Annotated in this window: 13 protein-coding genes; 7 read left to right on the forward strand and 6 right to left on the reverse strand. The window is 68.2% G+C overall.

The window, feature by feature from the left end; genetic code table 11:
* Window positions 1–91: 91 nt before the first annotated feature.
* On the reverse strand, window positions 92–988 hold the full coding sequence (locus H7A86_RS17380; RefSeq protein WP_119131756.1) for a DMT family transporter: 897 nt from the start codon (window positions 986–988) through the stop codon (window positions 92–94).
* A gap of 106 nt (window positions 989–1094) precedes the next feature.
* Between H7A86_RS17380 and H7A86_RS17385 the strand changes: the two genes are divergently transcribed.
* The 6 genes from H7A86_RS17385 (at window position 1095) to H7A86_RS17410 (ending at window position 6455) form a co-directional block, all read left to right on the forward strand.
* A complete protein-coding gene (locus H7A86_RS17385; protein ID WP_016903460.1) occupies window positions 1095–1580 on the forward strand; it encodes a YajQ family cyclic di-GMP-binding protein in 486 nt (161 codons plus the stop codon).
* Window positions 1581–1713: 133 nt separating this feature from the next.
* Window positions 1714–2178 carry a hypothetical protein gene (locus tag H7A86_RS17390; RefSeq protein ID WP_119131755.1) on the forward strand — a complete coding sequence of 155 codons (465 nt, stop codon included), beginning with the start codon at window positions 1714–1716 and terminating at the stop codon, window positions 2176–2178.
* Window positions 2171–3910, forward strand: a complete 1740-nt coding sequence (locus H7A86_RS17395; RefSeq protein ID WP_119131754.1) for an ATP-binding response regulator — start codon at window positions 2171–2173, stop codon at window positions 3908–3910. The genes H7A86_RS17390 and H7A86_RS17395 overlap by 8 nt, the downstream gene beginning before the upstream one ends.
* On the forward strand, window positions 3897–4718 hold the full coding sequence (locus H7A86_RS17400) for an alpha/beta hydrolase (RefSeq protein WP_119131753.1): 822 nt from the start codon (window positions 3897–3899) through the stop codon (window positions 4716–4718). Before H7A86_RS17395 ends, H7A86_RS17400 begins: the two co-directional genes overlap by 14 nt.
* A 154-nt stretch (window positions 4719–4872) precedes the next feature.
* Entirely contained in the window at window positions 4873–5433 is a 561-nt protein-coding gene (locus H7A86_RS17405; RefSeq protein WP_104583230.1) for a DUF1415 domain-containing protein, read from the forward strand.
* A 215-nt stretch (window positions 5434–5648) separates the two neighbouring features.
* On the forward strand, window positions 5649–6455 hold the full coding sequence (locus H7A86_RS17410) for an SDR family oxidoreductase (RefSeq protein ID WP_119131872.1): 807 nt from the start codon (window positions 5649–5651) through the stop codon (window positions 6453–6455).
* Between the two features lie 52 nt (window positions 6456–6507).
* Here the strand turns inward: H7A86_RS17410 and H7A86_RS17415 are convergent, their stop codons facing one another.
* Together H7A86_RS17415 and H7A86_RS17420 are read right to left on the reverse strand one after the other, a co-directional pair.
* Window positions 6508–7221 carry a pseudouridine synthase gene (locus H7A86_RS17415; protein WP_119131752.1) on the reverse strand — a complete coding sequence of 238 codons (714 nt, stop codon included), beginning with the start codon at window positions 7219–7221 and terminating at the stop codon, window positions 6508–6510.
* Entirely contained in the window at window positions 7218–8285 is a 1068-nt protein-coding gene (locus H7A86_RS17420; protein ID WP_119131751.1) for a class I SAM-dependent methyltransferase, read from the reverse strand. The genes H7A86_RS17415 and H7A86_RS17420 overlap by 4 nt, the downstream gene beginning before the upstream one ends.
* 193 nt (window positions 8286–8478) lie before the next feature.
* Between H7A86_RS17420 and H7A86_RS17425 the strand changes: the two genes are divergently transcribed.
* Complete coding sequence (locus H7A86_RS17425; RefSeq protein WP_104583227.1) at window positions 8479–8739, forward strand: hypothetical protein; 261 nt, start codon at window positions 8479–8481, stop codon at window positions 8737–8739.
* Between the two features lie 87 nt (window positions 8740–8826).
* On the opposite strand, the gene H7A86_RS17430 is transcribed toward H7A86_RS17425, so the two are convergent.
* The 3 genes from H7A86_RS17430 to H7A86_RS17440 all read right to left on the reverse strand — a co-directional run bounded on the left by H7A86_RS17430 (window position 8827) and on the right by H7A86_RS17440 (window position 12718).
* Window positions 8827–10161 carry a PQQ-dependent sugar dehydrogenase gene (locus H7A86_RS17430; protein WP_104649342.1) on the reverse strand — a complete coding sequence of 445 codons (1335 nt, stop codon included), beginning with the start codon at window positions 10159–10161 and terminating at the stop codon, window positions 8827–8829.
* 87 nt (window positions 10162–10248) lie between these two features.
* Window positions 10249–10557 (reverse strand): DUF3247 family protein, encoded by a 309-nt coding sequence (locus H7A86_RS17435; RefSeq protein WP_016903450.1) that lies wholly within the window; start codon window positions 10555–10557, stop codon window positions 10249–10251.
* 127 nt (window positions 10558–10684) lie between these two features.
* Window positions 10685–12718, reverse strand: coding sequence for a hybrid sensor histidine kinase/response regulator (locus H7A86_RS17440; protein ID WP_104583321.1), 2034 nt, complete (start codon window positions 12716–12718; stop codon window positions 10685–10687).
* Window positions 12719–12816 lie beyond the last annotated feature (98 nt).

The raw sequence follows: 12816 nt of genomic DNA on the forward strand, positions 1-12816 counted from the left end.
GGAGTCGGGATTGGGGATTCGTTAGAGCAACGGCAAGGCGCCCTGACTTTTGCGAATCCCGAATCCCCAATCCCCAATCCCGACTCCCGAATCACGGCCTATCCAACGCCGCCGGGCGATCCGCCTGCCGTATCCGCTCCCGCCGCAGCAAATACAGCCCGCTGGCGACGATGATGCCGGCGCCGGTCCAGGTCCAGCCATCGGGCAGGGTCTGCCACAGCAGCCAGTCCCAGCCGATCACCCAGACCAGGCCGGTGTATTCCAGCGGCGCGATCATCGAGGCTTCGCCGCGCAGGAAGGCCTGGGTCAGCGCAATCTGCCCCAGTGCGCCAGCCAGGCCCATGCCGGCGATCAGCCAGGCGTGCTCGCCCCGCAACGGCACCCAGTCGGGAATGGCCAGCAGGCCGGCGCCGACCGCCATGAACAGCAGGAACGACACCACCATCGCCTGCGGGGTGTCGGTGCGGGTCAGCAGACTCACGCTGATGGCGGCGATGGCATAGGCGGTGGCCGCCAGCAGCACCATCAGCCCGGGCAGCGAGATCAGCCCGTCCACGCCCGGGCGCAACACCACGATCACCCCGACCAGGCCAATCCCGATCGCCGTCCAGCGCCGTGGCCCGACCCGCTCGCCCAGCAACGGCACCGACAGCGCCGCCACCAGCAACGGGGCGACGAAATACAGCGTGTAGGCGGTGGACAGCGGCATGCGCTTCAGGCCGTAGACGAAGCAGCCGATCATCACCATGCCCAGTACCCCGCGCAGCAGGTGCAGGCCCCAGCGCACCGGCACGATCGAGCGCGGGCCGGCGGTGGCAAATACCCACACCAGCACGAACGGCAGCGAGGCGGCGCCACGCAGCAAGGTGACCTGCAGCGGCGGGTAATGCGCCGACAGCAGCTTCATTCCCGCGTCCATCAGCGAGAAGCAGGCCACGGCGGCCACCATCCAGGTGATGGCGGGAAGCGGAGAGCGGGTGGTGGGCATGGGCCATTATCGCTGCGCTTGCGCGCAGACTGCCAACCGCGTGTGGACCGGGGCGACGACGCGATGCCCTAGAATGGCGGCTGTTTATAGAGAGCAGGAGCTTTGCATGCCTTCCTTCGACGTGGTGTCCGAAGTCGACAAGCACGAACTGACCAATGCGGTGGACCAGGCCAATCGCGAGCTGGATACACGCTTCGATTTCAAGGGCGTGGAAGCCAGGTTCGAGCTGGAGGACGGCAAGGCGATCAACCAGTCCGCGCCCAGCGACTTCCAGGTCAAGCAGATGACCGACATCCTGCGCGCGCGCCTGCTGGCACGCGGCATCGACGTGCGCTGTCTGGAGTTCGGCGACATGGAGACCAACCTGGCCGGTGCGCGCCAGAAGGTCACCGTCAAGCAGGGCATCGAGCAGAAACAGGCCAAGCAGCTGGTCGCCAAGCTCAAGGAGGCCAAGCTCAAGGTCGAGGCGCAGATCAATGGCGACAAGCTGCGCGTGAGCGGCAAGAAGCGCGACGACCTGCAGGATGCGATGGCGCTACTGAAGAAGGCCGATTTCGAGCTGCCGTTGCAGTTCGACAACTTCCGCGACTGAGCACGCGTTGTGGCTGACACGGCGCCTTGTTGTGCCGCGCTGTGCAGGCGGGCCGCGCGGCGCGGTGTGTCGGCCGCCCGTTACCCGGGCATCGGCCACGCGCGCGCCGGCGCGTTACGGAGCTGATGCAAGCATGCGTGGCCTGCTCTCCAGCCTGTTGCAACGCGCGCACCTGGCCACGGTGCCGCAGGCGCCGCCCGCTGCCGGGACGGCGTGCGCCATGACGCACGCACAGCCGCGCATCGAAACCGGCTCGACGCTGCATACGCTGGCCGGGCTGGACCCGGTGGCGGCTGCGACCTTTGCCGATGCGTTTGCGGCGGAAGTGCAGCGCGCCATCGCCAGCTGCACGCTCGGCCAGGCCGGCACCAGCCGGGCGCAGGCGCTGGAGCAGATCCATTCGCTCAAGAACACGCTCTCGCTGACCGGCTCTGCCGAACTGATGAGCGCCTGCGACCAGTTGCGCGGCGATGTCGACGGCGGCGAACTCGGGTGCGCGCTTGCGCAGCGCTACACCGCCATTGCGACCGCGGCCGGCCTGTTGGTCAAGAATTACCGACGCACCCTCCCCAACGACGACACCGGCCCCGATGCGTAGTGGATCCAACCGTGCAGCGCCCGGCCTGATTCTGGCCGCCCGGCAGCTGCGCAACGACCGGCTCGTGCGGCTGTTCGAATCGTTCCTGGAATATCGCGCCTGCGTCGGCCGGGTGATCGTGCAGACCATCGTGGCCCTATGGTGCTTCGGCTGGCTGTACGGGCCGCAGCCGGTGCTGGTCAGGGATGCGCAGGCAGTCTTCCCCACCGCGGCGATGCTGTGGGGGCTGGCGGTGGTCTGGATGGTGCTGGTGCGACGCAGGCTCATCCCGCCGGGCGAGTGGCTGGATGCGGTCGGGTTTGCGATGAACCTGCTGTTCATCGGCATCCAGACCTATCTGGCCTTCATCCTGCTGATGTCGCTGAATGCCTTCCTGCCCTTCATCACCATCGCCGCGGTGGCGCGCTACGGGCAGAAGGCGACGCTGCCGGTGCTGCTCAGCACCTTCGTGCTGATGCTGTTGACCGCGCCGGCCGGCTACTGGCTCTCGCGCCCTGCGTACTTCGTGTATGCAGTGGCGCTGAGCGTGGTATTGCCGCTGCTGGTGGCGCGCATCGTCAGCGCGATGCAGGAGATCGCCCTGCAGGCGCTGGCCTCGCGCGATGCGCAGAGCCGCTTCATCAGCACCATGAATCACGAACTGCGCACACCGTTGAACGCGGTCATCAACTGCGCGCAGCTGATCGATGGCGACACCTTGTCGGCACAACAACGCGAACTGATGCAGGCGATGACGGTCAATGCGATCGCGCTGCGCCACCGCGTGAACGAAGTGATCGACGTCGCCAGCATCGACGGTGGCCGGCTGCAGCTGCACAGCAAGCCGCTGAGCCTGCGCGATGTGCTGACCACGGTCAAAGCGGTGTGTGCGAGTGCCGCGTCCACCAAGGGCGTGGCGCTGGAACTGCGCAGCGATGCGGCACAGACGCCTGACCTCATCGGCGACGAGGGGCGTATCGAACAGGTCATCACCAACCTGGTCATCAATGCGATCAAGTTCACCCCGGCTGGTGGGTCGGTGGACGTGCTGCTCGCCGCCACGCAGGTGCAGCAGCGCTGGGCGATTTCGGTGACCGTGACCGACACCGGCATCGGCATTGCCGACGATCAGAAGGCCTACATCTTCACCCCCTTCACCCAGCTCAGCACCGGCTTCAACCGCACCGAGGGCGGGGTCGGCCTGGGTTTGTACATTGCGCTGTCGGTGTCCGACGCGATGGGCGGCAGCCTGAGCGTGCGCGACAATCCCGGCGGCGGCAGCGTGTTTCGCTGGACCTTCGCGCTGGCTGCCGCCGCGGCGCACCGCAGCCGACCGCCGGCGCTGCGCGAGGCCCTGCAGCAGCATGCCGCGACGGTGCCGCCGCTGCATTGCCTGGTGTTCGAGGACTTGGACACCAATCGGCTGGTGATCGGCAACCTGCTCACCCGCGCCGGGCATCGGGTGAGCTTTCACAGCGATGGCAGCAACGCGGTGCAGCGCATCCGCGAAGCGGCGCCGGACCTGGTGTTCCTCGACCTGCACATGCCCGGCACCTCGGGCTGGGACGCGCTGCGCGAGGCCCGCGAGGCGATCGCCGCCCTGCCGCCGATCATCGTGCTGACCGCCGACACCCGCACCGATTCGATGCGCGAGGCCACCGCCGCCGGCGTTGCCGGCTATCTGTCCAAGCCGATCAACGCGCACGAGTTGCTGGCCATCCTGGGCGCGCAGGCCCCCCATGCAACCGGCTGACCTGAAACCGGGCAACGGGGCGCGCCAGCACTGGCATGCCGGCGCGCAGACGCGCACACCGCTGGCGCTGCTGTACCTGCACGGGTTCACCGCCAGCCCGGGAGAAGCCGGCGACCTGCCCGAGCAGATCGCCGATGCGCTGGCTGCCAACCTGTACGTGCACCGGTGGCCAGGGCATGGCCGCAGCGCGGCCGATGCGATGCAGGGGCTGACGCCGGCGGTGTTGCAGGCCTCGGCACTGGATGCGCTGGCGCAGGCGCAGCGCATGGGCGCGCGCGTGGCGATCGTCGGCTCGTCCATGGGCGCCACGCTGGGCTTGTGGCTGGCGGCGCAACGTCCCGATGCGGTGGCCGCAGTGATTGCCTGGTCACCGGGTATCCGGCCGGCCGACCCGGCGCTGCTGGATCAGGTCTGCGCCGCGCAAACGCCCTTGACCGACCCACGCCCGCGCACCGCCGCGTCCCTGGCGTTCTGGTCGAGCACCATTCACCCGGACGGCTTCCGCGCGCTGCGCAGCCTGTTCGACGCGGTTGCCGCCGATCCACCCTGGCCACGCGTGCGCTGCCCGGTGTTTCTGGGCTATTACCGCGCTGCCAACGGCGACGAGGATCCAACCGCCTCGGTGCCGGCGATGCTGGCCATGTTCGCCGCGCTCGGCAGCGCGCCGGCACACACCTGCGCGATGGCCTTCGATACCGGCGCGCATGCGATTGGCTCACCGCACAAGACCCCGCACGCCGATACGGTTGCGCAGGCCTCGATTGCATTCTTGCGCGCGCATGTCGGCCTCAATGGCGCACGTCGCTGACGCCGGGTCCGTGTGAGCGCTGCAACTGCCGCGGGTTTTCCCCGCACTCGGCTCGCCGTGTCGGCCACGCCCGCTCGGCGCGGCGCCGCGGCGGCACGGGCGGCCGCGCCGGCAGCGATCGCATACACTGGCCCACCATCACGCCGCCGCCACGATGACGCCCACGCCTGCCACGCTTGATCCGTTGACCGCCACCCGCCAGTGGATCGAGCGCGCGGTGATCGGCTTGAACCTGTGTCCATTCGCCAAGGCGGTCTACGTCAAGGAGCAGGTGCGGCTGGTGCTCAGCGATGCCAGCACGCCCGAGGCGCTGCTCGAACAACTGGCCGAGGAGCTGGTGCTGCTGCGCGACACGCCGGCCGAGCAGATCGACACCACCTTGATCGTGCATCCGGACGTGCTCACCGATTTCCTGGACTACAACGACTTCCTCGACAACGCCGATGCGGCGGTGGACGCGCTGGATCTGGACGGCGTGCTGCAGGTGGCCAGCTTCCATCCGGACTATCAGTTCGCAGGCGCGGCGGTGGATGACGTGGCCAACTTCACTAACCGCTCGCCCTTCCCCACCTTGCACCTGCTGCGCGAAGACAGCGTGGAGCGCGCGGTGGCCGCGTTCCCGGACCCGGACGTGATCGTCGAACGCAATATCCAGACGCTGGAACGCCTGGGCCAGGACGGCTGGGAACGGTTGTTGAGCGCATCGCAGCACTGACCGCCGCAGCGCATGCGGCGGCACCAGCGGTGCCGGACGGCCGCGTCGGAGACACGTAGCGCCGTGCCGGCGCGCCCTAGCTCGGCCCACCGATGACGGCGCGGTAAGGCACCAGAAGGCACCAGCATGCCCGGGCCGCACGCGGGAATCCGTTGCTATGGCCACCACGGCGCCCGCGTTACAGTGCGCGCGACCTCACTGCCATGGTGCGCCCGATGCCGCTGACTCCCGCCGTCTCCGCATGGAATCCCTCCCCGTTGCAGGACCGCGTGGTGGTGATCACCGGTGGTGCCCAAGGCATCGGCCGTGGCATCGCGCAGGCGGTGCTGGGCGCCGGCGGCAGCGTGGTGATCGGCGACCTGGATGCCGATGCCGGCAAGGCCTGCCTGCAGGAGTGGGCGTTGCCGCGGCGCAGTGCCTTCGTGCGCTGCGATGCCGCGCGCGAACCGCAGGCAGCGCGCCTGGTCGCCACCGCGCTCAGGCGCTTCGGGCGACTCGATGGCCTGGTCAACAACGCAGGCGTGGCCGATCCGCATGTGGCGCCCTTGCCGCAACTGGACTGGGACGAGTGGAATCGCAGGCTGGCCAGCCTGCATGGCGCATTCCTGTGCAGCAAGCAGGCCTTGCCCGCCTTGGCGCAGGCCCCGGGCGGCGGTGCGATCGTCAATATCGCCTCCACCCGCGCCTGGCAATCGGAGCCGCATAGCGAAGCCTATGCCGCCGCCAAGGGCGGGCTGGTGGCCTTCACCCACGCCTTGGCGCTGAGCGAAGGCCCGCAGGTGCGCGTCAACAGCATCAGCCCGGGGTGGATCAGCACCGACGCCTGGCGCGCGCCGCAGCGCCGGCGCACACCCAAGTTATCGCGGCGCGACCATGCCCAGCATCCGGCCGGACGCGTCGGCACGCCGGACGACATCGCGCAGCTGGCGGTCTACCTGCTGTCGCCGCAGCTGTCGGGCTTTGTGACCGGGCAGGACTTCATCGTCGATGGCGGCATGTCGCGCAAGATGCAGTACGTCTAGGGAGTGCCGCGCATGCCGGGATCGGCGCATGCGCACTCAACGGCAACGCGGCTCAGGCCTGCGCGCCGCGGCCGAACAACACCGCAAGATCCTCCGCCGCCAACGCGCGCCATTGCCCGGACGGCAGGCCATCCAGCGACAAGCCACCGATGCGGCTGCGGTGCAAGGCCACCACGTGATTGCCGGCGGCGGCGAACATGCGCCGCACCTGGTGATAGCGGCCTTCGTGCAAGGTCAGGCGTGCCTGGCGTGGGCCGAGCACGTCCAGTTCGGCCGGCAGCAGCGGCTTGGTTTCGCCTTCCAGCAGGAGCGTGCCGCTGGCAAACAGCGCCGCTTCGTCGCCGCGCAGGTCCTCGGCCAGGGTGACGTCGTAGACCTTGTCCAGCGCCGACTTGGGCGAAATGATCCGGTGCAGCAGCGCGCCGTCGTCGGTCATCAGCAACAGGCCGCTGGTCTCGCGGTCCAGCCGCCCCACCGGCGCCAGCACCGGTGCGCGCGAGCGGAAGCGCGGCGGCAGCAGTTCGTAGATCAGCCGGCCGGTGTCCTTGGTCGAGCAGGTGTAGCCGCCGGGCTTGTGCAGCAACAGGCTCAGACCCGGTGGCGGATCCAGCGGCTCGCCATCGATGCGGATCGCATCGTGCTCCACCTGGTCGTCGGCATACAGCACCTCGCCAGCGGCATCGGTGACCGCGCCCTGGCGAAACAGCTGGGTCACCTGCTTGCGGCTGCCGTAGCCGAGATTGGCGATGTGCTTGACCAGCTTCATGCGCGCGCTCCGCGGCCGCGGATGGCGGAAATCAGCTTGAACCCATCGCGTTCGGCGGCCACGCGCACCTGCCCGAAGCTTTCGTTGAGCACGTATTCGTAGGGCAGATGCCGGTTGGCGACCAGCAGCAGCTGCCCACCCGGGCGCAGCGCCTGCGCGGCCACGGCGATGAAGCGCTGACCGATATCCGGGCGGTCGGCGCGCGAAGGCGTGTGGAACGGCGGGTTGCTGACGATGAAATCGTACTGCGCCGCCAGGCCGGCGGTGACGTCGCGCCAGTGGTACTGCAGCTGCGCCGGATGCGCGATGGCCTGCAGATTGCGCTGCGCCAGGGTGAGTGCACGCGCCTCGGCCTCGTACAGATCCAGTCCGGTGACCTTGGGGCAACGCGCCAGCACCTCGGCCGACAGATAACCGAAGCCCGCGCCCAGGTCGGCGCCATGCCCGGCCAGCGTGCCCGGCAGATGCTCGACCAGCAGCGCCGAGGCAGGATCGATGCGGTCCCAGGCGAACACACCGGGGCGGCTGACGAAGCGCCCGTCCAGGATCGGGCGCGGCGCATCCAGCGCGGCCCAGCGCGCCTGCAGCGCCGCATCGGTGTCGGCGGGCAGCGGCGGGCTCCAGTAGGTGCGGCAATGGTGCTTGGTCAGGCTGCCGGCCAGGCCGGTGAGCTGACGCAGATCGGCCTCGCCCGAGCGCGCGCCCTCGTTGTTGGACTGGCAGGCCACCACGCGGCCGCCCGGCGCAACCAGCGCTACTGCGCGCGCAAACAAGGCACGCGCTTCCTCGCGTTGCCGCGGCGGCAGTACCAGCACCAGGGCGTAACGGGTGCTGTCGGCCTCGATCTGGCTCTCTTCGCGCACGCTCCAGCCATTGCGCTCCAGCGCCTCGGCGAACGGGCGAAAGCTCTGCTCGCAGGTCAGTGCATCGGCCGCCGCATGCGCGCGCAGCGGAAAGCCGTCACGCGCGCGCAGGAACAGTACCGGGCCGCTGGGCCACGGCAGCACGCCCTGGGCAAAGGGCAAAAACAGGGCTTGAAGCGGGGCATCGAGCGGGCCAGCCATCGGATCATCGGGTCGGGAACAGGCTGCCATTGTAAGGGAGCACTGCCTGTCCCCCCGCCCTGGTGCTGGCTTGAACGGGCGTTCGATTGCGTGACCTGCAGACCGCGGCCCTTCCAATGTCTATACGGACTATTGATGCGCACGCAACATCCGCCCACCTAGGCTGGAATCACACCAATACCGGAGAGACGCGATGCGAGCCCTGTTCGTAGGTGGAGTGGTCGACAACAGTGAAATGGATCTGGATGACACCCCGCCACCGATGCATTACCCCGAAAACACCGGCGCGGGCCGGCCGCGTTATCGCCTGCATCAGGTCGGTGAGCGCGACGATGGCAGCGTGGCGTATGCGGTCTATGGCGCACCGGAGATGGCCGATGAAGACATCAGCCGGATCACCGAGGAGCGCGGCTATGCACGACGTTTCAGCGCGTCGCCCGAATCGCCGCGCTGAGCGCAGCGGTGCAACAGCGCGCGCGATAGCGGAACGCGCATGAAAAAACCGGGCCTGGGCCCGGTTTTTCCAGTTTGACGGCCTGGATCAGCGCGTCTTCGGTGTCACCCGCCAGATCACGTTCCCGACATCGTCGGCCACCAGCAGCGCGCCGGTATTGTCCGGGCTCACGCCCACCGGGCGCCCCTGCGCATTGCCCTCGGCGTCCAGGAAGCCGTCCAGCACGGTGATCGGCGTGCCACTGGGCTTGCCGTCGGCAAACGGCACGAACAACACCTTGTAGCCGCTGGGCGGATCGCGGTTCCACGAGCCGTGCTGGCCGATGAAGGCGCCCTGCCGGAAGCGCTCCGGCAGCAGGCTTCCGCTGGCAAAGCTCAGACCGAGCGAAGCGGTATGCGGGCCCAACGCGTAATCGGGCTTGAGCGCCTTGGCCACCAGCTCGGGGTTTTGCGGCTTGACCCGCTCGTCCACGTGCTGGCCGTAGTAGCTGTACGGCCAGCCATAAAAGCCGCCGTCGCGCACCGACGTAAGGTAGTCGGGCACCAGATCGCTGCCGATCTCGTCGCGCTCGTTGACCACGACCCACAGCGACTTGCTCTGCGGCTCCCAGGCGGTGCCGACTGGATTGCGCAGGCCGCTGGCAAACACGCGGCTGCTGCCGGTGGCCGGGTCGATCTCCAGGATCGCCGCACGGTTGAGTTCGGCCTCCATGCCGTTTTCGGCCACATTGCTGTTGGAGCCGACGCCGACGTACAGCTTGCTGCCGTCGGCACTGGCCAGCAGCGACTTGGTCCAGTGGTGATTCAGCCCACCAGGCAGATTGGCCACGAAGGTCGGCTTGGCGGTGATATGCGTCTCGCCGGGCTTGTACGGGAAGCTCACCAGCGCATCGGCATTGGCCACATAGAAACGATCGCCGACCAGGGCCATGCCGAATGGCGAAAACAGGCCGCTGATGAACTGGGTACGCACTTCGGCCACGCCGTCGCCGTCGGCATCGCGCAGCAAGGTGATGCGGTTGGCGCTGGGCACCACGGCACCGGCCTTGCTCATCATCGCGCCCTGCACCTTCTTGCGAATGCCACCGCCTTCGGCGCTGTCCGGTTTGGGCGGCTCGGCGGTTTCGGCCACCAGCACGTCGCCGTTCGGCAGCACATAGATCCAACGCGGGTGGTCCAGATCACGCGCGAACGCGGCAACCTGCAGGTCGTCGGCGGCGATCGGCTTGGCGTTCTCGGTCCAGCGCTTGACCGGCGCCACCTTGACGGTGGGGATCAGGCGTTTGACCGGCTCGGGCAATTGCGGGTTCGGCCCGGTCCCCTGTTCGATGGCAAGCGTGGCGGTGTCGCCGCAGGCGGCGAGGACGGCGACGGTCAGTAGCGACAGCGGCCAGCGGGCGAGCTTCAACGCGGGAGCATTCATTGCGCGGGCAATCCTGAACAGTTGCGACAATCGGCCATCATGCCGTCACCGCCACGACGAGAAGTAAACACATCGTCAATGCATCGTTCAGGGCGCGGCTTGCGGATCACTGCCCAAGGGCAACGGATGCACGGCCACGATGCGGTCCATCCAGATCCAGTGCGGCTCCTGCGCCGCGTCCAGCTGGTCGATGCGCAGCTGGCCGTTGAGCCCTTCGCGCTGCTGGTCGTCCAGGTAGGTCTGGATGCTCGGGCGCACCGCGACGGTGCCGCTGATCATGCTGCCGTCGTCGAGTTCGACGCGGACGCGCTCCTGGCCACCGAGCAGCGAGACCCAATGTTCGAGCGTGGCGATCTGCACTTGTTCCGAATAGACGTGCGGGGCGTATCTGGACATGGCGTCATCTCCATCGAGGGAGTGCATCACGCTAGGCCACATGCTGTGAAAGAGGCAGCAAACAGCCCCCTTCGGCCGGTTGCGGATCTGTCGCCGCGACGGCGCGACATCAGACCCGCCTTCGGCCTCACTCCACCGATTCGCGCGCGGCGCGCACCGCGGTGACCAGCTGGGCGACGCTGTAGGGCTTGGCCAGATGCTCCTGGAAACCGGAGTCCAGCGCGCGCTTGCGATCGTCGTCGCGTGCCAGTGCGGTCACGGCCACCGCCGGCAGTGCTGCCGCGTCCAGCCCCAGGTTGTCGCGCACGGTGCGGATCAGCCCGTAGCCGTCCATGCCCGGCATGCCGATGTCGGTCAGCATCAGATCGAAGCGTGCGTGGCCGCGATGATCGATCAACGCCAGCGCATCGGTGGCGCTGCCGGCGGTGACCACTTCGGCGCCCTGCTCTTCCAGCAGGCGGCGCAGGTAGTCGAGCATGTCCGGCTGATCTTCCACCGCCAGCAGGCGCAGGCCATTGAGCGCACGCGCTTCGATGATCTGCTCGGACATCAGCCGCCGGCGCAGCTCGCGCCGCGGACGCCTGGCCTGGTCGGGAACATGCTCGGGCAGGCGCACCGTGAACGTGGCGCCCTTGCCGCGCCCGCCGCTGGTGGCGCTGACCTGGCCGCCATGCATTTCCACCAGCTGCTGCACGATCGCCAGGCCCAGGCCCAGGCCGCCGTGCTGGCGCGTGGTGGTGCCGTCGGCCTGGCGGAACCGGCCGAACAGATGCGGCAGGAATTCGGCTGCGATCCCGTCGCCCGAATCGCGCACCGACACCAGCACGTGGCCATCGTCGCGCTCGATGGTGACGTCGATGCGGCCATGCGCCGGAGTGAACTTGATCGCATTGGACAGCAGATTCCACAACACCTGCTGCAGCCGCGTGGCATCGCCCAGCACCAGGCACGGCGTGGACGGGGCATGCACCTCCAGCACCTGGTCCTTGCCCTCGGCCGCCAGCTCTTGGGTGTTCAAGGCTTCGCGCACCTGCTCGGCCAGGTCCAGCGACTCGACCTCCAGCTGCACCTTGCCCAGCAACATGCTGCTGAGATCGAGCATGTCCGAGATCAGGCGTTTCTGCGCGCGGGCGCTGCTGGCGATCACCGACAGGCCCTTGTAGTTGGGATGGCCTTCCTCGACCCGCTGCAGCAACAGCTCGCTCCACCCCAGGATGGTGGTCAGCGGCGTGCGCAGCTCGTGCGACAAGGTGGCCAGGAATTCGTCCTTCAGCCGCGCCATGCTCTCAGCTTCGTTGCGCGCACTGCGCTCGGATTCGAGCAGTTGCTCGCGCGCCAGTTCGATCTCGCGCTGTTCGGTCACGTCCGGGCTGCTGCCGGCCAGGCCGATGAAGCGCCCGTCGGCCGAGTAGCGCGGCGTGGCGGTCATCTCGATCCAGCGCCACTGCCCGTCGTGGCGACGCGCACGCACCAGCGCGTGCAGGCCGCGCTGTTCGTCCAGCGCGGCGGCGAGTTCGAACTGGAAGATCGACAGGTCGTCCGGATGCAGCAACTCGCTCCAGGCCGAGACCGTGCCGCTGGAAATGTCGATGCCGAAGAATTCGCCATACGCGCTGTTGACGAAGCGCACCACGCCCTGCGCGTCCAGCACCCAGACCGGCATCGGCAGGCCGTCGGCCAGCGCGCTGAAGCGGGCCTCGCTCTCGGCCAGCTCGCGCTCCACCCGCTTGCGCTCGGTGATGTCCATGAACAACACCGCCACCCGCGCCTGCTCCGGCTGACCGACCCGGAACGCATCCACCGAGTACCAGCGGCGCAGCGCCTTGGCCTGCATTTCGAAGTGGATGCGGTTGCCGGTGCGGGCGACATGACCGTAGCGGTCGAACCACTCCTGTTCGTGATCGGCCAGCATGCCGCGAATGGACACGTTCACTACGTCAGACAGACCGGTGTAACGCTCGAACGCGTCATTGGTCATGCGGAACACGTAATCGACGGCCTGGTCGCCATCGAACACCATGTCGATGACGCAAAACCCCGCATCCAGGTTATGGAAGATCTCGTGGTACATCCCCGGGTCGAGGAAGGGCTCGGCGGATGCTGCCGGGAGGCCGGTGGCCAGATCGGGGCGGGTGGTCGAGGTGCTCAAATCGGGATCCAGGGGTGATGCCAGGGCGGATGACGGGCAGATGAAAGCACGCACGGTGTCGTCAGCGGGTGCACAGCCAGCCGACCCGGTTCACACGCATCCAGCCGGTT

The organism is Xanthomonas euroxanthea (genome assembly GCF_903989455.1).
Taxonomy (GTDB): Bacteria; Pseudomonadota; Gammaproteobacteria; order Xanthomonadales; family Xanthomonadaceae; genus Xanthomonas; species Xanthomonas euroxanthea.